We start from the raw sequence: 25,672 nt of genomic DNA, 5'->3' as shown, positions 1-25,672 counted from the left end.
GGAGACTTTATGGAAATTCGTAACATCACTACTTTTTTAAAAGTAGCAGCAACTCAGAATTTTTCAAAAGCAGCAGAACAGTTAGGCTATTCTCAATCAGCTGTAACCATACAGATTCAGCAATTAGAAAGAGAGCTGCAGACACAATTATTTGAGCGTATCGGAAAACGAGTCTATCTGACAGAAAGTGGTCAGGAATTTGTATCCTATGCAAATCAGGTTATGAATGCCGTGGAACAGGCAGCAGCATTTTCTGGTGAAAAAAATGCTGTAAAAGGAAAGCTTCGAATAGGAGGAGTAGAATCTGTCTGTACTACATTGATTCCGGAACTAATCCTTGAATTACATGAAAAGTTTCCGGAAATTGAGCTGATTATCCGTTCCGGAACAACAGATGAATTGATAGAGCTGGCCAAAAGAAATGAGCTTGATTTTGTTTTTACCCTGGATAAAAAATTCAATCATCCGGAATGGGTTTGTGCTTCACAGACAGTAGAGGAAATTATTTTTGTAGCACCAAAAGATCAGAAACGTTCCGAAGTACCAATTGAAGAACTGGTGCAAAAACAATTTATTTTGACAGAGCGCGGAGCTGCTTATCAATACGAACTGGAACGTTTGCTTGCAGAACAGGAACTTCGGATTGAGCCGATTCTGGAAATTGGAAATACCGAAACCATTATCAAATTAGTAAAAAGAGGAATAGGCTTTTCTTTTTTACCGAAATATACGGTAAGCTATGAATTAGAAACAGGACAACTGGTTCAAATTCAAACAAATTTGCCGGTTGTAACGATGTATTGTCAATTGCTTTATCATAAAAATAAATGGTTAACACCACAGATGAAAACATTGATTCAACTGGCAAGAAAATTGGAGTAGAAAAGCACAGATAAAAAGAATTTAAAAGCATTAAATGGAAAAGGATAGTCCTGTGTTTTCCTATTTTCAAAACGGAGAGGAAATCACGGAAGAAGAATATAACACCAGCCTCAAAAATTATGAAGTGCCTCTTACATCTGCAATTAATTGGATAAAGATTTGATCATTCTCCTTGATGATTTGCATATTTTCGGTTGGCTGCAAAAGACAGAAAAAGGGGAAATTTGTGCGAGAAATAAAACCGTGACAGTCCATCTGCGGTCTGTCACGGTTCTTTCTGTCGTTATAGTTTCTTTACCCGCTTCATAGCTGCCTGTACCATACCGGTTAATGCAAACAATGCCAGGGCATTGGGGATAACCATCAGGTTATTAAACATATCAGACAGCTCCCATACCAGGTCATTGGAAGCCAGGGTGCCCAGGAAAATAAAGAACAGGGCAAGAATAGTATATACCTTTGTAGCCTTTTCGCCGAAAAGATAGGCAACATTGATCTTTCCAAAAAGATTCCATCCAAGAATGGTAGAAAAGGCAAAGAAGAACAGGGTAATTGCAATAAACACAGCGCCAAACTGTTCTCCGAAAACCAGTCCGAAAGCAGTCTGAGTCAGGTTTGTTTTATTAACCACTTCTGTAACTGCGCCGGTATAGCCGTTTGCAAGAATTCCGTCACTGGTATATAAAGTAGAAATAACTACCAGGGCATTTAAGGTAAGAACAACGAAGGTATCAATGAAAACACCAATCATTGCCACACAGCCCTGCTCGTGGGGGGATTTTACATTTGCCAGCGCATGCGCATGGGGAGTGGAACCCATACCGGCTTCATTGGAGAATAAGCCACGCTTTGCGCCCTGCGTCAGCGCAATTTTCAGTGCTGCACCAACAGAGCCGCCAATAATAGCCTGAGGCTGGAAGGCATACTGGAAAATCATTCCAAAGGTTGCAGGAATGTATTTTATTCTGGCTGCTAAGAGAACCAAACTTCCAACTAAAAACAGAGCAGCCATAATGGGAACCAGTTTTTCTGTAACCGCTGCAAGACGTTTGATTCCCCCCAGGAAAATAAAGCCACAGATGACAACAAGAATCAGGCCTACAACCCAGGATGGAATGCCAAAAGCTGTCTGGCAGGTCGATCCAATGGAGTTAGACTGTACCATGCAGCCAAAAAAGCCCAATGCCAGGGTAATTGCAACTGCGAAAAAGCCAGCCAGAAATTTTCCCAGAGAGCCCTTAAAGGCAGTTGTTATGTAATAAACAGGACCGCCGTGGATATTGCCGTCTTTATCAATGATACGTGTTTCCTGAGCAAGAGTGGCCTCTGCATAAATCGTAGCCATACCAAAGAATGCAATCACCCACATCCAAAAAATAGCGCCAGGGCCTCCGGTCAGAATTGCACCAGATGCGCCGACAATATTGCCGGTTCCTACCTGAGCAGCAATGGCTGTAGCCAGCGCCTGGAAAGAGCTCATACCAGATTCATGCTTTTTGCCATTCAGCGTCAGATTGCCAAATACGTGACGCATTCCTTCGCCAAAGCATCGAACCTGGATAAACCGGGTCTTGATGGAGTAGCACAGTCCGACTGCAATCAGCATAATGAACAGAATGTAATCGGAAAGGTAGCTGTTGATTGTTTGTACGATGGGTAACAGTGTTTCAGACATTTTTTCTTCTCCTCACATACATAAAAATAGAGCAGCTGATATTCGCTGCTCTGAAAAAACATGTAAATTGAGAAAAGGCAGTACGAAGAACCCTATTATAAAAGGATTCTCGCCTCTGTCTCCTTTACCTGAGAGATTCAGTCCGTCAGGACCTTACACCTTCGGTACTCAATTAAGAGTTTTTCCAGAGTATTCTCCACTTCCAGTTTCCGTATATCCAGATTCAAGAAGTTTCATCGAATGCTTCTACAGAATATCACACAGAAAAGCATTTGTCAATGAGTGGCGGACATTGTTTTTTTAACAAATAAAAATGCATGACCCTGAGAAGGTAATATTTATTATTTCTGCAATACATTGATTCCGTGAAACCTCAGAAAATTTCTTGCTGCCCGTGACAGCGGATAATCTATGTTTACAATAAATGCGCTTGTGATAAACAGATTCTCATCTGATAAATGCTTTACTGACAGATCAGAAATATGCTCTAAGTTGTTTTTTGTCAATGATGCAAGTGCAATCGTATCAAACGATCTTGCCCATTCAATGGCAGTCGCATTGGACGAGGTGATAATTGAAATATTCGGCGACAGCAGATGGTGACGGAAGGAGGAACGAACCAAATCCAGGCAGTCAAACGGAACTGCTAATGGATAATCAACCAGTCTGGAAATTTCCAGAACATCGCCTGCATTCACCAGTGGGTGATCCAGTGAGCAGAGTGCTACGATTTCTTCCTTCTCATATGGATAGACTGCCAGCGAGGCATGACGTGGAAGATTGGAACGGATTAACCCAATTTCAGTAACATGGTTCAGCACATTGGGGATAGCAAAATCACTGGGGATTTCGTAAAAATCAAAGTTAACATTGGGATACGCAGCCCGGAAATCATCGAACAGATGGTGGAGGAAAAAAGCAGAATTTCCTGCAGGTATAGAAAGCTTTAAATGTTCGGAAAAGACTGTGTTTTTATTATGGATCTCATTGTGAAGTTTTTCCTCCGCCCTGCAGATTTCCTTGGCATACAGATAAAAAGTCCGCCCTGCATCTGTCAGTTCCAGCTTGTGGCGGTTTCGAATCAGCAGCTTTGTACCGTAATAGCTTTCTATGTTTTTTAGTTGATTACTCAAGGATGGCTGGGCAATCAGCAACTGATTGGATGCAGCTAAAATGCTTCCGCATTCTACAATGGTAACAAAATTCCGATAAGATTCTAATGTCATGAGATACCCCCATAATATAATAATATTATTATATAAAGTATTTAAAAATAATAGTATTATTATATAAAAAAGTGTGCTAAAATGCAAATTGTTTTTAAGTATACTTATAAAAAACAAGATATTTATAAGAAAAATTAATTAACAAAAATAAGGAGAATAAAAAATTACGATGAGTACCTTACTGACAGATTTACTTGCCGTATTTGGTGTTGTTTTGAATGCACTTCCCCAGGGACTTTTGGCGCTTTCTTTTGGATTTGCCGCAGTTCCGACGGCCATGGCATTTTTTATCGGAGCGCTGGGAAATGTAATTACGGGAAATGTAGCGCCGATCTCTTTTCAGGCAGAAACCATAACCTATGCGGGAACCAGCGGAAGAGATCGTTCTGAACGGTGTACCATGATCTTTATTGGAGCAGCAATTCTTACGATTGTAGGCGCATGCGGAATGCTGACAAAAATTGTAGATTTTATTGGAAATGATATTGCAAACGGTATGATGGCTGGTGTTGGTCTGATTCTGACCAACGCGGCTGTCGGTATGATGAAAGAAGACCGAATTGCCGGTGGAGTATCTCTGGCAGCAGCAGTAATTACTTATCTTTTGACCAGCTCCAGCGCCAATACTCTCGTTTACACTATCGTTGTTTCTGTAACAGTTTCCAGTATTGTATCAGCGGCTGTGAATAAAGAGAAGAAAAATATCGTGATCGTGGATGACAAATTTCATCGTCAGAAATTCACACTTAACGGAAGAGTCATTCTCGGCGCGCTTGGTATGGTATGCTTAAACATTGGATCCAATATTTCCTTCGGAGCAATTACTGCCAGCATGGCAGGAGCAGATTCCTTTAATGTCGATCACCTGACCTTGATTTCTTCCCTTGCCGATATGGGATCCTCCTTCTTTGGCGGCGCACCGGTTGAGTCAATTATCTCAGCTACTGCAAATGCACCGCATCCAGTATGGGCCGGTGTAGCAATGATGGTTGTGGTAGGTGTGATTCTTTTAAGCGGCCTGCTTCCAAAAATCGGAAATTACGTTCCCTCCTCATCCATCGCCGGTTTCCTTCTTGTATTGGGACTGTTTAAGACATTTGTTCTTGACGCACCGGCAGCACTGGCTGTAAATCCGGCAGTCGGCGGAACTGCACTTGTTGTAACAGCAATCTCTAATCCTTTTCTTGGAATGCTTGCCGGAATCGCAGCCAGAAGCCTTGGACTGTAAAATAGGCTTTGTGAAAATAATAATATAAATAAATATGATAAGGAAAACATGTGTAGAATGGAGAAAAGAACGATGAAAAACTATGAATTAACACTTTGTGGTGTAAAGCGCATACTCCCGTTTGTTGATTTGGAAAATGATCTGGCATTTGCCAGTTTTGTAATTATGGGAGATACAGAGCTTATTACAGCCTGTGCACCTGAACTCGCAAATAAAATCAGTGATGCAGATGTTATCATCACAGCAGAAGCAAAGGGAATTGCTCTGGCTTATGAGATCAGTAAAATCCTTGGAAAGAATGAGTTTATTGTGGCAAGAAAGAGTATAAAATCCTATATGAGCGGTGTGGTTTCTGTCTCCGTACATTCCATCACAACATCTGGAGAACAGCACTTATATCTGGATGGCCATGATGCAGAAAAACTTCGCGGCAAAAAGGTCTGCATCCTTGATGATGTGATTTCTACCGGAGAATCTCTCTATGCACTGGAAGCTCTGGTTGAAAGCGCAGGAGGAATTGTCACGAAAAAAGCTGCTATACTTGCAGAAGGAAATGCGGCAAAAAGAGAGGATATTATCTTTCTTCAGGAGCTTCCTCTGTTCCGGAAATGCAAGAATGGAAGCTATGAGATTCAAAAAGCAGAAGTGTAAAGACAAAAGTCAAAAAAGGATGTGCCTTAATACATTTCTGCGCTGGAGCACGGCTGCGTCAGCAGCCTTTTTCCTCTGGCGTACACTGCGTATTCCCGCGAAGCTGATATAAAAAAGCGTTCTCTTCCAAAATGATCTTAAATAACTCCTTCTTTCTTAATATCTGCATTGGTGAATACATAGACCTTCTTAAACTGCATATTCAGCATAATACCTGCCTCTATTCTGGAAATATCAACAAATATGACTCTTTCTTCTCTTTGTATTGACATACCTATTTGCATATGATATGATAGCAATGCGAACGCATGTTCGATTTGCAAGATTGCAATACCAAACGCACAATAGGTTTTAAATTAACTGATCATACGCATTCTCAAATCATACACATATATGACAAAATCATTATGGAGGAAAAACAGTCATTATGAATCTTATAGATTTAAAAGCGCAAATTGAAAACTATATACCTTATAACGAGCAGGAGCAACAGGATAAAGAAGAAATTTTACGACACCTTTCACAGTCAGATTCTATTTTAACAAGGGATAACCGGAATGCACATATTACTGTTGCAGCGTGGATTACAGACAAGAAACGTCAGAAGGTTTTGATGGCATATCACAACATATATCACTCCTGGGCCTGGCTTGGCGGTCATGCAGACGGAAATCCAGACTTAAAAGAGGTTGTACGAAAAGAAATTGCAGAAGAAAGCGGTTTAAATTCTGTCAGCTTTGTATCTGACAATATTTTTTCTTTGGAAATTTTAACGGTAGCAGGGCATGAAAAAAACAACAAATATGTATCCTCTCATCTGCATCTGAATCTTACCTATTTGTTAGAAGCAGATACAAAGCATCCTATTAGAATTAAAGCAGATGAAAACAGCCAGATTGCCTGGATTGATGTAAATGAAATAAGCCAGAAATCCAATGAAAAATGGTTTGTGGAACGTATTTATTCCAAACTGTGTAAAAAAGTAGAAGAGTTGCAGCAGTAGCCTGTTAAAAGTATAAAACCAGCAGTATCTATTTTAAGGAGGCATTGAAGTTTGAAGGAGCGTATCTACATTGCGTTTGATCTGAAAAGCTTTTATGCTTCCGTTGAGTGCCGGGAGCGCGGACTAGATCCCATGGATACAAATCTTGTTGTTGCAGATGAAAGCCGGACAGACAAAACCATTTGTCTTGCTGTTACCCCACCTTTGAAAAGCTGTGGCATTTCAGGTCGCGGACGCTTATTTGAAGTAAAGCAGCGGGTCATAGAAGTCAATTCCGAACGGCGTTACCGTGCACCACAGCATAAGCTGTCCGGATCCTCTTACCTTTTTTCCGAGCTACAGGCCAATCCCTCCCTTGCGATTGATTTTATTATTGCACCGCCACGAATGGCATGCTACATGGAATACAGTACCCGGATTTATACCATTTACATGAAGTATGCTGCACCAGAAGATATTGTTGTGTATTCCATTGACGAGGTATTTATAGATGTAACCGATTATCTTGATGCCTTCCAGCTTTCCCCTCATATGCTCGCCATGAAGATCATTCAGGACATTCTATCTGAAACCGGAATTACAGCAACCGCTGGGATTGGGACGAATCTTTTCCTTTGCAAGGTTGCAATGGATATTGTGGCAAAGCATATTCCGCCAGATAAAAATGGAGTACGTATTGCAGAACTGAATGAGATGAGCTACCGCCAGATGCTTTGGTCTCATCAGCCCCTTACGGATTTCTGGCGTGTAGGACATGGCTATGCCAGAAAACTAAAGGAACATGGTATGTTTACTATGGGAGATGTGGCCTTATGTTCTGTCGCCCATGAGGAGCTTTTGTACACGCTCTTCGGAAAAAATGCAGAGTTGCTGATTGATCATGCCTGGGGCTGGGAACCGTGCACCATCAAAGATATTAAGGCCTATCGTCCAACCAGCCAAAGTCTGGGAAGTAGTCAGGTTCTTCCTTGTCCTTATTCCGCAGAAAAAGCAAGACTTGTTCTTCGAGAAATGGTCGATCAGCTTGTTCTGGATTTAGCTGACAAAAAGCTCATCACGGATCAGCTTGTTCTTACCGTAGGATACGATATTGAAAATTTGGCGGTTCCACAGCGATGCAGCAATTACCAGGGACCAGTCGTCCTGGATTCTTACGGACGCCAAATTCCCAGACACGCCCACGGAACGGCCAGCCTTAGCTGCCATACAGCTTCTTCAAAAGAGTTGATTCGTGCAGCGTCTGACCTTTTTGACCGCATTGTTAATCCCATTCTTCTTATCCGCCGTCTCTCCATTACTGCGAATCATACAGTACCGGAACGTTCTGTCTCCACCCCCATTCTCTATGAGCAGATGAATCTTTTTACTGATTATGCTGCCCTTGAAAAAAGGCGTAAGAAAAAACAGGCTGAACTGGAACGAGACAAAAAGCTGCAGCAAGCAATATTGACTATTAAAAAGAAATACGGACGGAATGCTATTTTGAGAGGAATGAGTTTGGAGGAGGGCGCTACAGCTAGGGAACGAAATAAACAGATTGGCGGCCATAAGGCCTAGCATCCATTAATTCATCTGAAAAAGGAAGGTTTATATGTACGAGGATATTCTTTATCTGCCCCACCACACATCTCCGTCAAGACCCCCTATGCCGATGTCTGACCGGGCTGCCCAGTTTTCCCCTTTTGCTGCTCTGACCGGCTATGAAGCAGCTGTGAAAGAGGCCGCCCGCCTGACAGAGCAGAGGATTGAACTGGATGAAAATGAAAAAGCAATTCTTGATGCCAAGCTGTCGCTGCTTCAGAAAAACCTCAGTCTGTCCCCAGAAGTAACTCTTACCTATTTCCAGCCCGATAAGCAAAAAACCGGAGGCACCTATCGTTCTGTAACCGGAAAGGTACAAAAAATTGACACCAGTAACAAATGCCTGATCCTCGAAAATGGAAAGAGAATCTCTGCATCTGATATCCTGAAAATTGAGTTTTGATTCTGCTGCTTTTTCATCTGAAATCATCTGTTTTCTATTGTTTTTATTTTTTAACTATTCCGAAAATATGTTGTTTTAATTGAGAATTTTCTATTAATATGGTATAATGTAGATGCTCGAAAGGAGGTTTTTTATGAAAAAACAAATCATTACCATTAGTCGGGAATATGGCAGCGGCGGACGCCAGATTGGGCTTTTGACAGCAGAACGTCTGGGTATGAAGTTTTATGACAAGGCCTTGATTGAGGCAGCATCCAGGGAAATTGGATTTCCAGAGGATATGATTGCAGATCATGATCAAAAGCTGACAAACAGCCTGCTTTATAATTTTGCCCTTGGGACCCTCCGCGGAGCAGCCTTTCCGAATGAACTGGAAAGCAAATACCTTCCTCTGACAGAACAGGTTTTCCGGGTACAGAAACAAACGATTGAAGAGGCCGCCAAACAGGGACCTGCTGTATTTATTGGACGGTGTGCCGATGCTATTCTCCAGGATCGCGATGATGTCCTGCGTGTTTTTGTATATGCAGACATAGAAAAGAGAAAACAGAGAGCCATTGAAGAATATGGCGAGATGGAAGAGTGTATTAGCCGCTTTATCCGGGAAAACGATAAAAGGCGACGGATTCATTATGAAAACTATACCGATCAAAGATGGGGGGATAGGGAAAACTACGATTTGATGTTAAACAGCGGATTCCTTGGCATTGACAAATGCGTGGATTTAATTTGTGAGGCAGCAAAATAATCCGATACCACAGACATTATCTGGTGGTTATTGTATAGCCGCCACATGGAGGAGTATTTACTTATGAAAAAGCATAAAAAACTTACAGCACAATTTACGGTCATTATGGCTTTCTCATTTATCCTATCTGGCTGCAGTTCAAAAAATGCGGAGGAGTCCTCCACGGCTGTCGAAATTACAGAAGAAGAGGAAACGTCTGTAGAAAATAAGTCTCCGGCAGAAGACGATACATCTGTCGGGTCTAACGAAAAAAGCCCGGATACCACAACATCTGATGATAAGCCGGAAAACAGCTCCCAAAACGAGGTTCTTGATATTTTAATCGAAAATCATATGCAATATGGGTATATGACTTCCGGCGAGCGTTCTATGGCTATAACGACCGATTATGACAGTCCGTTGCTGGACACCAAATACTCCCTCACCTATCCAGAACTTTATGATGCTCTTTTCAGAGAAGCACAGCATGATGCCTCACTTGCATCTGAAAACATGACAAGCTTTGAAGATTCTGCGAAGGAATTCCTTACAGATAACATAACTTCTGCAGAACGTCTTTTCGATGAAAAGCGAATATCTATCATAAGAGCTGACTCAAAACTGCTCAGCTTCAGGGAAGATGTGTCCTGGTTTGGAGGCGGAGCACATGGAAACTATGGCACAACGGGAAAAAACTATGATACGGTTTCTGGCAGGAAACTTTCTCTTAACGACGTGATTGCAGATAAAGAACAGTTCATAGAGGCCGTGAAAAATCAACTCAATGAGAATTACAACGTAAAACAGGGATATTCTCTGAATATTGACTATGGAGAACAGCTCCTACGAGATTCCTTTCACTTCGATACCGATTCCGAAGAGGTGGAATGGACCCTTTGTTATACCCAGATTTCGGTATATTTTTCACCTTACACACTGGGTTCCTACGCAGAGGGAGCACAAACCGTTGTACTTTCCTTTGACCAGTATCCTGAACTGATAAAACCTGAATATACAGAAAATCTTCCAGACGCCTATATTTACAAGCTGACCCCCTATGAAAATACTATTTTTGAAGATTTAGACAGCGATGGCAACTCTGAAAAACTAGATATCAATATCACTTATACCGGACGGGAAGATGAATATCCAGAAGAATATACCCTGACAATACAGTCTGGCAGCATGGAGTGTAATTTCAATTTTCGAAGCTATGGCAACTGTGAACCGTTTTTTGTAAAAAATACAGACGGAAGCTGTTATCTGTATCTGTTCACCAGCCATGAGAATGATTACAGCGTTTTACTGATATATAAAATAACAAATTCCAATGTTACCCCTGCCTCTTTAGATAATTTCGCCCCGTTCTGTCTGGAACAGAATTATGAAGAGCTGGAAACCAATCTGGAGAATTCCTATCGTTCGGCTTACAGAACACTCAATTACACCCTTACAAATCCGGAGCATATGATGCTGTCGTCCCGCCTGAGTACACTCAGTACCTGTTTTGGATACAAGGATTATCACGCAAATGTAACAGGAGCACCTCAGTCAGAACAGGATTTTCTCATATCCGATCCTCTGCGCTTTCAGTTAAAACAGGATTTTGAGCTGGAGCTTTGCGGAAAGGACGAAAAGCCGTCCGGCAAAAATCAGATCGTTTCAAAGGGTGCCGTCCTGTATCCCTATGCTACAGACGGAATCAGCTATCTGCTGTTTAAGGATGCAGATGGAACTCTTTTCTATGCAGAGATTGAGGTAAACCAATATCCTCAGCTTATAAATGGTGTTATTGCAGAGGATGTATTTGACGGTATAAGATATGCTGGATGAGTGGAATACTGATCAGCTTCCTGACGGAAGCTTGATGAGCCAAAGCGTTCTAAAAAAGTAAATCAAATAAAAAGCATCATTCACAGAGGCGGTATTTTTTGATACCCCTCTGTTTTTATGTCACAGGAAATTTCTATGACAGGAAAGCACTCCAAAGAAATCTCCCTGCGGAAAAGAAAAACACGCCCGTCTTTTATGCACATTACATATTATCTGCTATAAAAAACGAATAATTACACCATTATTAATAACGCATCAATAAAATAAAGCAATTTAAAACAAAATAATATACAAATCTTTGTTGTTTCATTTATGTATTTGATACAAAATAACGGTTAAAAATGTCGGAATAATGAATAAAAAGTAAAAAATAAAAAATTCACCCTTCCGGCAATAAAGAAAAGTAAAAAGATCCAAAACACAAAAAAAGGCCCTCTTGTTATAATAAAGACAACAAAACAAGTGCAGAATGGCTGCAGAATTTTAAGGAGGAACGTGATTATGAAGTTGAAAAAAGGAGTAGCTCTTTTACTGGCGTCAGCAGCAATGGTATCCCTTGCAGGATGCGGAGGAAATTCTGGTGGAAGTGGAAGCAATGCTTCAAATGCAGCAGGTGGAAGCAGTGAGCTCCCGACTCTGCGTGTAGCAGCAATGCCAACCATTACCAGCCTTCCCACCTATTATATCCAGAAAAACGGACTGGATGAAAAAGCAGGATTTAAAATGGAAGTTACCATGTTTGATACTGGAGCTCCTATGAATGAGGCCCTGGCTGCAGACTTATGGGATGTAGGGCAGATGGGTGCAGCCGCAGTAACCGGTATGGCAAACTATGATGAGCTGATTATCGGTGAAGTTCTGGAATCTACTGATGGACAGGGCGTATTTGTTTCTCCGGACTGCCCTGTAGCACAGGACACTGGTTTTAATCCATCCATGCCCACTGTGCTTGGAAGCCCGGAATCCGTTTCAGGCATTACCATTTTAACTCCAGTAGGAACTGCTCAGCACTTTACCGTTTTAAAATGGCTGGAAAAGCTGGGAATGGAGCCGACAGATGTCAATATTGTAAACATGGACACCGTACAGGCTTATCAGGCACTGCAGGCCGGACAGGGCGATGCTGCTTCCTTGAATGTTCCTACCTTCTTTGATGCAAAAAACGACGGCATGGTACAGGTTGCAAACCTGGCCGATATGGGTACTCGTTATGTAGATATGATTGTAGGAAACAGAAAGTCACTGGATGGCAAATCTGATTTAATGCAGGGCTATATCAACTGTGCATTAGAGGCCTGTGAAGCCCTGGAAAAGGATCCGGACATGGCAGCAGATTTGCTGGTAGAATTTTTGCAGGATGCAGGTATGGAAACCAGCAAGGAAAACTGTGTAGCAGACCTGAATCGTGTAAACTGGCTGACCAAGGATGAGTGGAAGGGCCGCGAGCTTGGAAACTTCGCAAAGGAATTAGGCGAATTCTATGTAGAGCAGGGACAGCTGGAAGCAAGTGCAACCGAAAAATTCAACACCAATATAATTACTGATTTTGTAAAGGATTACCAGTAAACAATCCATTAAATCGTAACAGTTCAGCCTTGCATCTTCTTGCCCGCTTACAGCGGATAAGAAGCTTTAGGCGTCCGCCTTATGTGGATTCAGTCAGAAAAAGGCAACCTGCAAAGAATGGCCTGCGACAAGGTTTGCTGCAGGCCGTTTTCCTTAGAAATAGGCTTTATGTGTGGAAAGGTGTGAAAAGCGAATGAAGGAGTTATTTCAAAAATATAAGTTTCAGTTGATTTCCGTATGCTCATTTTTGTTTGTGCTTCTGGTCTGGCAGCTGGTTACTGATGTATTCCATCTGGTAAGCCCTGTTATGCTTCCAAGCCCGACAAAAATTTTAAATACGCTTTGGTATAAGCTGACTGGAGGTACAGTACCTGATGGTTCGTCACTGTTCGAAAACATCTGGTCCAGTCTGAAAATCGCCTTGGGCGGTTATGTAGTAGGCGTCTTAATCGGAGTTCCCTTGGGAATCGGAATGGCATGGAGCCGCCGCTTTGAGCTGTTTGCAAAGCCTCTGTTTGATATTATCCGTCCTGTTCCAGCACTTGCATGGATTCCTTTGATGATTTTATGGCTGGGTATCGGTTACGCATCTAAGGTCGGCATCATTTTCTTTGCTGCCTTTATCAGTGCGACCGTAAACTCTTATACCGGAATCCGCCGTACCAGTCAGGTCCACCTGTGGGTTGGAAAAACCTTTGGGGCAACCAATCGTCAGCTTTTGTTTAAGGTGGCAATCCCCACAGCTCTCCCTATGATTTTTACCGGTCTTCGTCTGGCTCTGGGCTCTGCATGGGTTGCACTGGTAGCCGCTGAAATGCTTGCAGCTACAAGCGGACTGGGATATATGATTCAGATGGCCCGTATGCTGGGACGCCCAGATGTCATTATCGTTGGTATGCTGACCATTGGATTTGTAGGACTGCTTTTAAATACCGTTCTGGAAAGACTGCAGAAACGTTTTGTAAGGAGGGGAAGACAGCATGATTGATTCTACAACAAATAGCCGTTTTTCAAATAAACAGTTGATTGTAATCTACACTATTATTTCTCTGGTATCTCTGCTTATTGTTTGGGAGCTGGCTGCCAGATTTACCGGCGCATCCATGTTTCTTCCTCCGGCAAGTCAGGTTCTTGCAGCGTTTTTCAGAAGCTTTGTAGAACCGATTGGTAAACGCACCATGCTGGCGCATGTAGGGGTCAGTCTGTACCGGGTGGCCGTTGCTTTTTTCTTTGCCACGATTGCAGGCATTGCCCTTGGTGTAGGAATGGGATATTCCAGAACCTTTGAAGCTATTTTTAAACCTATTTTTGAATTTATCCGTCCGATTCCGCCTCTGGCATGGATTCCCCTGTCCATCTTGTGGTTTGGGCTTGGCGATACCGGAAAATTCTTCATTATTTTTTTAGGATGCTTCTGTTTCATTACGGTAAACACCTATGACGGTGCAAAAAATGTGGATCCGGAATTAATCGGAGCAGCCCGTATGCTGGGAGCCAACGAACGCCAGGTATTCTTCGAAATTGTGCTTCCGTCCTCTGTTCCTTATATTTTCGCAGGTCTCCAGATTGCTGTAACCGCTGGATGGAGCGCAGTAGTAGGCGCAGAGATGATTCAGTCCAATGAAGGTGTTGGATGGATGATTGTACGTGGAATGAATACCGGAAATACGGTACAGATCATGGTTGGTATCGTCGCAATTGGTATCGTAGGCTTTATACTGGCGAATTTAACCAGTGCATTAGAAAGGAGACTGTGCGCATGGAACGAGCAGAAGGGAATGTAAAAACAGGAGCTGCCGTGCTGGAATGCCGGAATGTAGGACGCAGTTTTGAAAGCTATGATGGAAGCGGACGCAATGAGGTCCTCCGCGGAATGAATTTTGAAGTGCATGAAAATGAATTTCTGGTACTGTTTGGGGCCGGACAGTGCGGAAAAACAACTCTTCTGAATATTTTAGCCGGTCTGGATATGCCGACAGAGGGCGAAGTATATACCCGAGGAAAAAAAGTAACCGGACCTGCTCCTGAGCGGGGGGTTGTTTACCAGAAAACCTCTCTTTTCCCATGGATGACTGTCGAAGAAAACGTTGGCTTTGGACCAAAGGTACGCCATCTTCCAGCTGAAGAGAAAAATTCCAGAGTCAAGAAATATCTGGAATTAGTCGGACTTACTGGATTTGAAAAAAGTTATCCCAGTCAGCTTTCCGGTGGTATGCGCCAGCGCGTAGGAATTGCCCGGGCTTATGCCAATCAGCCGGATATTATGCTGATGGATGAGCCATTTGGTCATCTGGATGCCCAGACCCGTTATATGATGGAGGAAGAACTTCAGAGGATTTGGCAAAAGGAAAAACGAACTGTTGTATTTGTTACCAACAATATTGAAGAGGCGCTGTTCTTAGCAGACCGCATTATATTGCTGACAAACTGTCCAACCCATATTAAGAAGGAGTATGTCATCAATATGCCCCATCCTCGTGATTATGTGGATCCTGAATTTTTGCGTCTGCGCCAGTTAATTACCGATAATATGGATCTGACGCTGTAAGAGAGGAGAGAATACCATGCAGGATAATAAAATGCCAAAGGTACAGGTGCGAAATCTGACCAAAAAATTCGGAGATCTTCTTGTTTTAAATGATATTTCCTTTGATGTGCGTTCCGGAGAATTTTTATGCATTGTAGGTCCTACGGGATGCGGAAAAACAACGTTTTTAAATAGCCTGACAAAGCTCTACCAGCCTACGGCCGGCGAAATTTTACTGGACGGGGAGCCTGTAGATTTAAAGAAACATAACATCGCCTATATTTTCCAGGAATATTCTACTATGCCCTGGCTGACTGTAGAAGAAAACGTTGGTTTTGGTCTGGATATTAAGGGTGTGGAAAAAGAAAAGGCAAAAGCTCTTGTAAATGAATATCTGGACATTGTGGGATTGACCAAATACCGCAAATACTATCCAGATCAGCTGTCTGCCAGTATGCTTCAGCGTGTTGTAATTGCAAGAGCCTTCGCAACCCAGCCGGATTTACTGCTGATGGACGAGCCCTATGGCCAGCTGGATATCCAGCTTCGCTATCATCTGGAAGACGAGCTGATCAGCTTATGGCAGAGAACTGGTACCACCGTTCTTTTCATTACTCATAACATTGAAGAGGCTGTTTACATGGGCGAGCGGATCCTGGTGCTGACCAACAAGCCTACCAGCATTAAATGCGCTATTGACAACAATTTGCCTCGCCCAAGAGACATTGCCAGCCCGGATTTCGTAAAGCTTCGTAACGAAGTAACAGATCTGATTAAATGGTGGTAATGGAATAAAGCTTTACACCAGACAGACATACTGCTATAATCAGGAGGTGTTCCAATGAAAAAACAGCCAAATATTGTTTTTATTATTTCCGATGACCAGGGCTACTGGTCATTGGGCTGCAGCGGCAACAAGGAAATTATTTCTCCCAATATCGATCGCCTGGCCCAGGAGGGAATGCGCTTTGAAAATTTTTTCTGTACATCTCCCGTCTGTTCACCGGCCCGGGCAAGTCTTTTGACTGGAACGATTCCCTCTCAGCATGGTGTTCATGACTGGCTTCGAGATGATGATGAAAAACAGTCTGCCCTGGAGTATCTGGCAGGCCAGTATTCCTATACCAAAGCACTGGCAGAAAATGGATATTGCTGCGCTCTGTCCGGAAAATGGCATATGGGAGCAGCAGGAAAGGTACAGCAGGGATTTACCCATTGGTTCAGTCATAAATCCGGCGGCGGTCCTTATTACGGCGCTCCTATGTACAAGGATGGAGTTCTGTACCGGGAGGAGCGGTATGTGACTGAGGCCATTACAGAGGATGCCCTGGAATTTCTAGATACAAGAAGGGAGCAGGAACAGCCCTTTTATCTTCATGTAGCCTATACGGCTCCCCATGCTCCATGGCTGAACAATCATCCAAAGGAATATACGGATCTTTATAAGGACTGTCCTTTTGAGTCTGTTCCCCATCTTCCCAGACATCCGGACAGTATTTATCTGACAGACGAAGTGGCCAAGGATGAACGTGGCAATCTTATTGGCTATTTTGCAGCTGTAACTGCTATGGACGCTGGCATTGGAAAAATTATGGAAAAATTGGAAGATATGGGAATCGCAGAGGATACTCTGGTTGTATTTACGGCAGACAATGGATTCTCCTGCGGCCACCATGGCTTCTGGGGAAAAGGCAACGCCACCTTCCCCTTAAATATGTATGAGGAATCCGTAAAGGTTCCGTTTATTGTCCGTCATCCGGGACATATTCCGGCAGGAGCTGTTTGCGATGCGCTGGTTTCTGCATACGATTTTATGCCGACTCTCCTGGACTATCTGGATTTAAAAGCTTCCGATCATGGAAACCGCCCTGGCATGTCCTTTGCCCCGGCCTTAAGAGGCGAAGCTTTTAACCAGCATGAGGAAGTCGTGGTAATGGATGAATACGGCCCAAACCGTATGATTCGAGGCCGCCGTTTTAAATATGTAGCACGGTATCCCTATGGCCCTAATGAGCTCTATGATCTGAAAACGGATCCAGGAGAAACAAACAATCTCCTGATAAGCGGAGGCTTTGAAGAGCTGGAGCAGGAAATGCGTCTCCATCTGGAAACCTGGTTTTCCAAATACGTCAATCCGGAAATCGACGGAGCAAAGGAAGCGGTATTTGGTTCCGGGCAGACCGGACTGGCCGGTTTATGGGGAAAGGGAGTTTCTGGTCATAGCTGTGATGACTATATTAAAGAAAATCCAAATTTTGCACCATACCGAATGAAATAACATCTGGGAGTGAATACGATGAACAAATGGTTTGAAAAAATTGCTGTATGTACCAAGAAACTGCGTACTCAGCTTTTTGGAGCCTATTGCTTTGTATTCACTCTCTTTTTTATTGCTGTTTCCCTTCTTGTCAGCGGATCGATACGAGATCTGCTGATCAAACAGATTGGAAGCAACCGAATCGCTGTACTCAGACAGATAGGAGAGAGAGCCAACCTGATCAAAACCAGCAGTACAACGTTATCGAATTTGTATACCCATGAAATTATCAGCCATGACTTTCTGAACAAACCGCTCTCTGAAAGGGAACATAAAAAAGCCTGGGAGTACCTAGATTCTCAGAAAAAGATTTACGATGAAATTATTGGCCCAATTGGTCATGAGGTGGTCATTTGGGGAGAAAATGGCTTTTTTTACAATTCTGGAGAGATCGATACGGATACCTGGGTATACCAGCCCTGGTATAAAAATCTGCTGACAGCAATGTCTGAGGGCAGTGAAGGAGAGGTTCATTTTTCCCGTACCTTTTCTGCATATAAAAAAGGCGAACGTACATATCAGTTTGCAGCAGGACGGTTTTTAGGCAGCGGAGATGAGAAACATGTACTGTTGATTTTAATTGATGAAAAGCAGCTGGAGGATTTGTATGGATCTGTCCAGGAACAGGGCGGACAGGTTTATCTGTATGATCAAAATGGATTTATTGTCTCTCATTCCAATAAAAAAATGCTGGGAAAGCAGTTTATTGATGTGAATTATATGCAGAAGACCTATGGCACAGAAAATTCCAATATCATTCAAAAGCTGGGAAAGAGTTATGTGCTGTCTACCCACCTGGATCAGAAAACAGGGTGGACCATTGCAGAGGAAAGTCCAACCAAGATCATTCTAGGGGCATTAAACGATACTTACTGGATTATAGGGAGCATTCTGATAACTGGTTTGATTCTTGCGGTTGCTGTATCTGTTTATATTTCCAGACGTATTTCCACTCCTCTGACAGCTCTGAGCGATGCTATGGACAAGTTTGGCAGTCCGGATTTCACGCCGCCCTGTGTGGCAAGAGGGACTCAGGAGATTGACCATCTTCAGGAAAGCTTTAAACATATGGCTGATGAGATTACCAGCCTGATGGAACGGATTCAGGAGAGAGAGAAGCAGAAAAGAGCCCTGGAGGTCAACTTTCTCCGGGCACAGATCAATCCTCATTTTTTGTATAACACCCTGTTTTCTATTCGATGTGCAGTGGAGGTTGGAAAAAATGAACAGGCAGCCAAAATGCTCAGCGCATTTATTGATTTGCTCAGAAGCACTTTAGCTGTAAAAAATACAACCATTCCCTTAAGTGACGAGTTGGAGACAACACGAAAATATCTGGTAGTCCAGAAGCTGCGCTATGGAGAAAAAATTAATTACGAAATTGAGATGCCGAAGGACACAGAGGACTGCATGGTTCCGCCGCTGATTCTCCAGCCACTGGTAGAAAATGCCATTTTCCATGGATTAGAGGCCAAAAGCGAGGCAGGAACAGTCATCATTGAGTCAGCTTTTCAGGGTAATAACCTTCTTCTGACAATTACCGATGATGGGGCCGGGATGGATTCTGAAACCTTAGAAAAAGTACGTGCAAGCCTTCATCAGACAGTAATAAAAGACGCGCATTCTATTGGTATGTCTAACGTACACAACCGGATTCGTTTAAACTATGGTGAAGATTACGGAATGTCTATAGACAGCTTTCAGGGAATGGGAACTACCATAACCCTTTTGATGCCTGCCATAAAACAAAAGGAGGAGATACAATGAAAGTTCTAGTGGTAGATGACGAAGCAATGATTTGTGAGTGGCTGCAGTTCTGCATTTCTCAAAATCCGTCCTGCCAGCTGACTGGAGTAGCACACAATGGACAGGAAGCTCTGGAACTGTTTCATCGAGACGAACCAGACCTGATTTTAACAGATATTAAAATGCCGGTAATGGATGGACTGGAATTTCTTCATGCTTTAAAAGCTCTGGGAAGCAGGACAAAGGTAGTGGTATTAACGGCCTTTTCCGATTTCAGCCTGGTTCGTCAGGCCCTGCGAGATGGAGCGTCTGAATATCTTTTAAAAACAGAAATGCAGAATGATCTGCTTCAGGAGCTGTTAAACCGGATTGCAGGGGAACTGCAACGAAAGAATCATCAGGAAGAGCCCGATGTGGCAAATGTAGCTCAGATACAATCCGTGATCAGCCATATCTTAAGACAGACCAGAGAGCTGAGAGAGGACGATCTGGAACGGCTTCGTCAGTGTGGAATTCGCTGGAGAAACAATGGCTTATTCGCCCTGGCTGTATGGAAGCAGGATATGGAGGAAAACGGCCTTCTATTTCCAGAAGAAAGTCCAGCTCGTCATGTTGCCGGATTTGACTATACAGATCGAGTATATATGATCGTAGGAAATTTCCCAAAAACTCTTAGCATTGCAGAAAAGGCCAGACAACTGACGGAATATGCCAGACACGTACAGGTCATTAATCACTGCATGGTAGGAATCAGCGCCATTACAGATGAAATGAGCCAGATCCCCTTTATGGTCTGGCAGGCATCCTGCTCTCTGGGTGAGGGATTTTACACAGGCAAAAAAAGGGTCTATGAGCCTCAATATCCCTTAAAGGAACTGTTCCGCAGAAATGAGCTGTGGAAAAACACGTTTACTGAATTCCGGGTGCATCTTCATCAGGTTCAGGGAGGACAGCGCTACGAGCTGATAAAAACGTTTTTTGAAGTTCTTCCCAGCCAGAAAATTTTAACAGTTGATCCTCTTTGCAAGCTGTGCCTGGATGCTCTAGATCTGCTGGAATTTGAGGCAAAGGGAAATGGTATTGTTCTGGATCATGCAGAGGAGCTTCATTTACGCCTGCAGCAATGCATTACTCTGGATACAGCAAAAGAAGTTATGCTGGATGAAGCAAAGCAGTGCTGCCTTCCTATAGACGAGCTCCAGCCAAAATCAAAAAATATCTGCCTTGCAGTGGAATATATTAATGCTCATTATGCAGAACAGCTGAGTTTAGAGCAGGTTGCCGCTCAGGTATACTTAAATCCAGATTATTTTTCCAGAGTATTTAAAATCGAAACCGGACAGACCTTTATCAATTATCTGACCGACGTTCGCCTCCAGCATTCGGTGCAGCTTCTGGAAAATACTGCCCTTCGAGTACAGACCATTGCCCAACAGGTCGGTTATTACAATGCCAGCTATTTTTCAACGACCTTTAAAAAGAAGTACGGAGTCAGCCCATATGAATACCGGCGCAGCGGAAGCTGATTGCTGGATGGAAGGAGATTATTATGAAAGCGATTATGGTGATGTACGATTCTTTAAACCGTCATCTTCTTCGTCCCTACGGATGTCAATGGACCAGAACAGAAAATTTCTCACGCCTGGCAGAACATTCTGTAACTTTTGATAACTGTTGGGTAGGAAGCATGCCCTGTATGCCAGCCAGAAGAGAGCTTCATACAGGCCGGTATAATTTTCTTCACCGCAGCTGGGGCCCCCTGGAACCCTTTGATGATTCTATGCCCCAAAGGCTAAAGGATTCTGGAATTCATACCCATTTAGTCAGTGATCACTATCATTATTGGGAAGACGGAGGTGCCACCTACCATCAGCGCTACACAACCTGGGATTGTGTACGGGGGCAGGAGGGGGATAACTGGCAGCCCCTGGTAGGTTTTTCTGATGGGCCTTCCCCTACAAGAAATGTATGCGGAGAACCGGAAGACAATTGGGTGATGCAGGATTTTGCCAACCGAACCGTCATGCAGGATTCTTCCAGACAGCCTCAGTGCCGAACCTTCCAAAAAGGGCTTGATTTTCTGGCACAGAATCACGATAAGGATAACTGGTTTCTCCAAATTGAGACCTTTGATCCCCATGAACCTTTTTTCTGTCAGCCGGAATACCAACAGCTTTTTCCGGATTCCTATGACGGTCCCTTCTGCGACTGGCCTGATTACCGGCCTGTAAATGAGGAGGACAGTCCAGAATTTATCACACATCTGCGTCATCAATATGCATCTGTTTTAAAGCTTTGCGATGAAAATCTGGGAAAAGTATTGGACGCCATGGATCACTATAATCTCTGGAAGGATACGATGCTGATTGTTAATACCGATCATGGGTTTCTTTTGTCGGAACACGGACAATGGGCCAAATGTCACTGCCCGTTTTACGGAGAGGTAGCCCATACGCCCCTCTTTATCTGGGATCCCCGAAGCCGGAAGCAGAATGTGCGAACCAGCCAGCTGGTCCAGACCATCGATCTTCCTGCAACCCTTTTGGAATATTTTGGTCTCCCATTGTTTCCGGATATGGAGGGAAAGCCCCTCCGTTCTGTCATAGAACAGGATGTCCCTGTTCGTGAAGGAGCGCTGTTTGGAATTTTTGGAGGACAGATCTGCTGCACAGATGGAAAATGGGTTTATATGAGAAGTCCTCTTCCTGGTAATCAGCCCAGATATGAATACACCTTGATGCCTACCCGCCATGGCGGACGAAGAGCCTTTATCAACAATGATATTCTGCAGTCTATGGAGCTTTCTTCGCCCTTTTCCTTTACAAAAGGAATTCCTGTTCTGAAATTAGAAAATAGGCAGCCCGTTTCCCAGGCCAGCTACCCAACCATGCTGTTTTGCCTGGAAACAGATCCCTATGAGGAGCAGCCTCTGGAAAATACGGATGAAGAAACGCGAATGGCTGCGCTGATGAAAAAAATGATGCAGGAAAACGACTGTCCCGGCGAACAGTTTATCCGGATGGGATTGTAAATTTTTTACTGGGCTGATGATAGATTCAGCTCAGTAAAAACAATAAACCTGCGTATGAAAATCATATGGTGCAAAAAATCTCAATAATATAAAAAAACATTGACTTTTAATAAAAAGTGGTTAAACTAAGATTAGGTTAGTTAATACTAATTCACTGTTTATAAGTCGGTAAAAGATGCTCTTTTCTACCGGCAATCCAACCATACCAACCACAGAGAGGAGGTATTTATATGAGCGTGGTAATTATTGGTGGAAACGAATGTATGGTTCGCCAATACAAGGATTTATGCCGGAAATACCAGTGCGATGCAAAGGTTATTCCCAAAAAGCAAAGCAGTCTAAAGGGATTGGGCAATCCGGATCTTCTGGTATTATTTACTGGCACAGTTTCTCATAAACTGATGCGCAATGCATTGAATGAAATCAAGGGAAGTGATATACGAATTACCCGTTCCCATACCAGTTCCATGTCAGCCCTCAAACATATTCTAGACGAACATTTCGGATAACAGAAGCATAATTTTACGGATTATTATTCGCAGATAAATTTGGAAAGGATGAGATTACTATGAATCATATTGCAGTTGTTTACTGGAGCGGAACCGGAAATACGGAACAAATGGCGCAAGCAGTTCTGGAAGGGGCAAAGGAAAGCGGAGCATCATCTGAATGCTTTTCAGCTGATGAATTTGATGGAACCATGATGGATAATTATGACAGAATTGCTTTTGGATGCCCTGCCATGGGTGCGGAAGAACTGGAAGAGGGCGAATTTCAGCCTATGTTTGAATCCTGCAGGCTGAAGCTGGAGGGGAAGAGAATTGCTCTGTTTGGTTCCTATGGCTGGGGCGATGGAGAATGGATGCGAAACTGGGAGAATCTCTGCAAAGCCGACGGAGCGCTTCTGGTTTCTGAAAGTGTGATCTGCAATGATGCACCAGATGAAGATATTCTGCTTGCCTGCAAAGAGCTTGGAAAGCAGCTGTCGGGGCTTTAAAATTAGAAATGCGTCCCATTTGATTAAATAACAATATTATGAGATGTGATTTTTAAGGGAGGTAGCGATACCTCTCTTTTTGCTTCCTGTCTGTTTTCAGAACCATTGAAGTGAAAATAATGTTAAAAAACATAGAAAAGAGCCAGAGAAAACTGAAAACAAAGTGCATATACCTGTTTTTTATGGTATGATAAAGAAAGCCTTGCAGGAACCCTGCCGATCGCCTATAATAGTACATTAGCGCAATGGGCGAATGTTCTGGTTTTATGTCGTTTGCCCGTGGCCAGGTTCCGGCTATGGAACACCCATGAAATATAAGAAATGCAGGTTGAATAACAATTTATGAGAAAATTAGCATTGAGTGATGAGATACTGTTAAGTGTCCAGCAGCCCGCCCGTTATATCGGCGGCGAATTTAATATGGCAGAAAAAGTTCCAAATGAACAAATGATAAGATTTGCCATGTGTTTCCCGGACGTATAAGACAAAAGTGCATGTTTGCCCCACAATGAGGTGTTTTTTATGGATATTTCATTTATTTATGCTGATTTTCTCATTTTTTTAAATGAAACATGTAAAATCTGGACGATTTTTGGCGTGTTGTAATTCCAAAAACGTCTGATTATTGCAATAGTGTTGTAAAATAATAGACTAAAAACAAGGTTATCCACAATCAGCCAAAGAAAAGACAGATAACTTTGTGTAGACTTATAATGTAATTTTATACGATCAATCTGCATATTGTTCCAACAGAAACGACGACGAATCCGTCGTTATTTTTTTGTCCGAAATAGATGAATTTTGGATATATCGTTGCCTACGCAAGAAATCTTGCGAAACTCTCTTTTTTCTGTCCCAAAACCAAAAACATTCTTTTTCGATCCATAATTTTCCCGAATAAAAAATGAATGGAGGCTTTTCATATGTTTAAACGGGAGATCGCGGAAATTAAAAAAACAATGTCACCACAGGAATGCAATATCAGCCGCATCCGCGGATGCTGCGTCAATGGAGAAAAAGAAATTCTGTCATCATTTGGTGATACATTTCTTTCCCTTCCGGAAGAGGAGGTCTTTAAATATTATGAAATCTTTAAAAAGACGTTGTCTGGAAAAATCGGCAAAAATGTACATAACTTAGATATACCACTGGCCGCAGAAAAAGAGGATGGTGAGCAGGAGTTTATGATGCGACTGCGAAAAAGCGAGCTGAAGGATGATGAACTGGTCGAAGAATTTTTCCAGAACATCATTGATACCTATGATATCGTTGGGAACTATGCGATTATTCTCGCATACGGGAGTTACGACATTCCGGGAAAAACCTCTGACAACGCTACACTGAATGATGCGTCCGACGAGGTGTTCCGGTACCTGCTCTGCAGCATCTGTCCGATGTCTTTGGACAAACCGGGGCTTGCTTATAATGAAGAAGCGAAGACCGTGGAAAATCGTAAGCGTTCCTGGAATGTGGAAATGCCGACGCATGGATTTTTATTCCCAGCTTTCAATGATCGCTCCACGGATATCCACGCCGCATTATGTTATACGAAGAAAAGCATCGATAAACAGACGGTATTTTTTAGAACGACGTTTGGGGCAACAATACCGGAATCTGCGGAAGAACAGAAACAAATGTTTGAGACCGTGGTAGAAAAGACATTTGGTGCAGCCCCGGAATTTGCCTTTGTCAAATCTGTCAATGATAATCTTGCACGTATTACGGAAGAAAAGAAAGACCAAAATAATGGCGGTATGAATAAGGATGAACTGCGTTCCATTTTTGAGGAAAGTGGAGCTGATGAAACAGATCTCGAAACGTTTGATCGGGTTTATGACGAAGTGGTAGGAAAGGGAAAGGAACTGCTTCCGGAAAATGTTCTGAATGCTTCCAAACTGGAAATTAAAACGGAAGAAGCCGTGGTCTCCGCAAAACTGGGAGATGGCTCTTCCATTGAAACCAAAGTGGTGGACGGCGTCAGATGCCTGGTGCTTCCGTTGAATGGAATCTGCAGCATAAACGGTATCAAAGTAAGCTAAAATCTCATCCACAAGAAAGGAGCATCATATCCATGAGGAATCATTTGGTGTGTTGGGAAGAAAACAGGATAAAAAAATGGGACATGATCACAAAAAAAAGGACTTAAATGGCTTCCTCATGGAATTATTGCAGTCTGTGGAAGTTGGTTATCACACCATTTTCGAGACCGTTTCAAGTTTTGTGTAAACTCAAAAAACTGATATAAGATATGTCATTAGTTATTCTGGGCAGAGCCGATT

General features: G+C 42.9%; 24 protein-coding genes and 1 riboswitch. Of the genes, 21 read left to right on the top strand and 3 right to left on the bottom strand.

The annotated features are described in order from the left end of the window. The first annotated feature begins 9 nt into the window (after positions 1 to 9). Entirely contained in the window at positions 10 to 882 is an 873-nt protein-coding gene (locus tag ACESON_RS02240) for a LysR family transcriptional regulator (protein WP_373108316.1), read from the top strand. A 283-nt stretch (positions 883 to 1,165) separates the two neighbouring features. Here ACESON_RS02240 and ACESON_RS02235 read toward each other — a convergent pair whose 3' ends face one another. Next, the gene (locus tag ACESON_RS02235) at positions 1,166 to 2,557 is read right to left on the bottom strand and encodes an amino acid carrier protein (protein WP_177276636.1); all 1,392 of its coding nucleotides are present in this window, start codon (positions 2,555 to 2,557) and stop codon (positions 1,166 to 1,168) included. Positions 2,558 to 2,662: 105 nt separating this feature from the next. Further along, positions 2,663 to 2,755: riboswitch (glycine riboswitch) on the bottom strand. Positions 2,756 to 2,898: 143 nt separating this feature from the next. Next, positions 2,899 to 3,783: a LysR substrate-binding domain-containing protein gene (locus tag ACESON_RS02230; protein ID WP_177959590.1), complete on the bottom strand. Its 885-nt coding sequence runs from the start codon at positions 3,781 to 3,783 to the stop codon at positions 2,899 to 2,901. 169 nt (positions 3,784 to 3,952) lie between these two features. Here ACESON_RS02230 and ACESON_RS02225 point away from each other — a divergent pair, with 169 nt between their 5' ends. Further along, positions 3,953 to 5,011 carry an NCS2 family permease gene (locus ACESON_RS02225; RefSeq protein WP_177959591.1) on the top strand — a complete coding sequence of 353 codons (1,059 nt, stop codon included), beginning with the start codon at positions 3,953 to 3,955 and terminating at the stop codon, positions 5,009 to 5,011. 72 nt (positions 5,012 to 5,083) lie between these two features. Beyond that, a complete protein-coding gene (locus ACESON_RS02220) occupies positions 5,084 to 5,662 on the top strand; it encodes a phosphoribosyltransferase family protein (protein ID WP_177959592.1) in 579 nt (192 codons plus the stop codon). 137 nt (positions 5,663 to 5,799) lie between these two features. Here ACESON_RS02220 and ACESON_RS02215 read toward each other — a convergent pair whose 3' ends face one another. Continuing rightward, on the bottom strand, positions 5,800 to 5,934 hold the full coding sequence (locus ACESON_RS02215; protein ID WP_373108313.1) for a hypothetical protein: 135 nt from the start codon (positions 5,932 to 5,934) through the stop codon (positions 5,800 to 5,802). Positions 5,935 to 6,089: 155 nt separating this feature from the next. Here ACESON_RS02215 and ACESON_RS02210 point away from each other — a divergent pair, with 155 nt between their 5' ends. The 18 genes from ACESON_RS02210 (at position 6,090) to ACESON_RS02125 (ending at position 25,432) form a co-directional block, all read left to right on the top strand. After that, entirely contained in the window at positions 6,090 to 6,665 is a 576-nt protein-coding gene (locus ACESON_RS02210; RefSeq protein ID WP_177959593.1) for an NUDIX domain-containing protein, read from the top strand. Between the two features lie 51 nt (positions 6,666 to 6,716). After that, positions 6,717 to 8,222, top strand: a complete 1,506-nt coding sequence (locus ACESON_RS02205) for a DNA methylase (protein WP_373108311.1) — start codon at positions 6,717 to 6,719, stop codon at positions 8,220 to 8,222. 34 nt (positions 8,223 to 8,256) lie between these two features. Beyond that, on the top strand, positions 8,257 to 8,649 hold the full coding sequence (locus tag ACESON_RS02200; protein ID WP_373108309.1) for a YolD-like family protein: 393 nt from the start codon (positions 8,257 to 8,259) through the stop codon (positions 8,647 to 8,649). A gap of 133 nt (positions 8,650 to 8,782) precedes the next feature. Then, complete coding sequence (locus ACESON_RS02195; RefSeq protein ID WP_177959596.1) at positions 8,783 to 9,397, top strand: cytidylate kinase family protein; 615 nt, start codon at positions 8,783 to 8,785, stop codon at positions 9,395 to 9,397. Between the two features lie 63 nt (positions 9,398 to 9,460). Next, positions 9,461 to 11,209, top strand: a complete 1,749-nt coding sequence (locus ACESON_RS02190) for a DUF3298 domain-containing protein (protein WP_177959597.1) — start codon at positions 9,461 to 9,463, stop codon at positions 11,207 to 11,209. A gap of 501 nt (positions 11,210 to 11,710) precedes the next feature. Then, positions 11,711 to 12,775: an ABC transporter substrate-binding protein gene (locus tag ACESON_RS02185; protein ID WP_373108307.1), complete on the top strand. Its 1,065-nt coding sequence runs from the start codon at positions 11,711 to 11,713 to the stop codon at positions 12,773 to 12,775. A gap of 193 nt (positions 12,776 to 12,968) precedes the next feature. Continuing rightward, positions 12,969 to 13,763: an ABC transporter permease gene (locus ACESON_RS02180; RefSeq protein ID WP_173750281.1), complete on the top strand. Its 795-nt coding sequence runs from the start codon at positions 12,969 to 12,971 to the stop codon at positions 13,761 to 13,763. After that, the gene (locus tag ACESON_RS02175) at positions 13,756 to 14,559 is read left to right on the top strand and encodes an ABC transporter permease (protein WP_173750280.1); all 804 of its coding nucleotides are present in this window, start codon (positions 13,756 to 13,758) and stop codon (positions 14,557 to 14,559) included. The genes ACESON_RS02180 and ACESON_RS02175 overlap by 8 nt, the downstream gene beginning before the upstream one ends. Beyond that, positions 14,535 to 15,323, top strand: coding sequence for an ATP-binding cassette domain-containing protein (locus ACESON_RS02170; RefSeq protein ID WP_177959599.1), 789 nt, complete (start codon positions 14,535 to 14,537; stop codon positions 15,321 to 15,323). The genes ACESON_RS02175 and ACESON_RS02170 overlap by 25 nt, the downstream gene beginning before the upstream one ends. A 16-nt stretch (positions 15,324 to 15,339) precedes the next feature. After that, complete coding sequence (locus ACESON_RS02165; RefSeq protein ID WP_177959600.1) at positions 15,340 to 16,089, top strand: ABC transporter ATP-binding protein; 750 nt, start codon at positions 15,340 to 15,342, stop codon at positions 16,087 to 16,089. Positions 16,090 to 16,143: 54 nt separating this feature from the next. Continuing rightward, positions 16,144 to 17,580, top strand: coding sequence for a sulfatase-like hydrolase/transferase (locus tag ACESON_RS02160; protein WP_177959601.1), 1,437 nt, complete (start codon positions 16,144 to 16,146; stop codon positions 17,578 to 17,580). Positions 17,581 to 17,598: 18 nt separating this feature from the next. Next, positions 17,599 to 19,386 carry a histidine kinase gene (locus ACESON_RS02155; protein ID WP_177959602.1) on the top strand — a complete coding sequence of 596 codons (1,788 nt, stop codon included), beginning with the start codon at positions 17,599 to 17,601 and terminating at the stop codon, positions 19,384 to 19,386. Beyond that, positions 19,383 to 20,891 carry a response regulator gene (locus tag ACESON_RS02150; RefSeq protein WP_177959603.1) on the top strand — a complete coding sequence of 503 codons (1,509 nt, stop codon included), beginning with the start codon at positions 19,383 to 19,385 and terminating at the stop codon, positions 20,889 to 20,891. The genes ACESON_RS02155 and ACESON_RS02150 overlap by 4 nt, the downstream gene beginning before the upstream one ends. 23 nt (positions 20,892 to 20,914) lie before the next feature. Next, complete coding sequence (locus tag ACESON_RS02145) at positions 20,915 to 22,396, top strand: sulfatase (RefSeq protein WP_373108304.1); 1,482 nt, start codon at positions 20,915 to 20,917, stop codon at positions 22,394 to 22,396. 230 nt (positions 22,397 to 22,626) lie between these two features. Continuing rightward, on the top strand, positions 22,627 to 22,905 hold the full coding sequence (locus tag ACESON_RS02140) for a DUF2325 domain-containing protein (RefSeq protein WP_177959605.1): 279 nt from the start codon (positions 22,627 to 22,629) through the stop codon (positions 22,903 to 22,905). Between the two features lie 59 nt (positions 22,906 to 22,964). Then, the gene (locus tag ACESON_RS02135; protein WP_177959606.1) at positions 22,965 to 23,393 is read left to right on the top strand and encodes a flavodoxin; all 429 of its coding nucleotides are present in this window, start codon (positions 22,965 to 22,967) and stop codon (positions 23,391 to 23,393) included. Between the two features lie 342 nt (positions 23,394 to 23,735). Then, a complete protein-coding gene (locus ACESON_RS02130; protein ID WP_373108623.1) occupies positions 23,736 to 23,876 on the top strand; it encodes a hypothetical protein in 141 nt (46 codons plus the stop codon). Positions 23,877 to 24,316: 440 nt separating this feature from the next. After that, a complete protein-coding gene (locus ACESON_RS02125) occupies positions 24,317 to 25,432 on the top strand; it encodes a DUF4317 domain-containing protein (protein ID WP_373108303.1) in 1,116 nt (371 codons plus the stop codon). Positions 25,433 to 25,672: the final 240 nt, after the last annotated feature.

This window comes from Lachnoclostridium sp. Marseille-P6806 (genome assembly GCF_964238185.1).
Lineage (GTDB): Bacteria > Bacillota > Clostridia > Lachnospirales > Lachnospiraceae > Brotaphodocola.
This window is presented reverse-complemented; position numbering and strand designations above follow the sequence as displayed.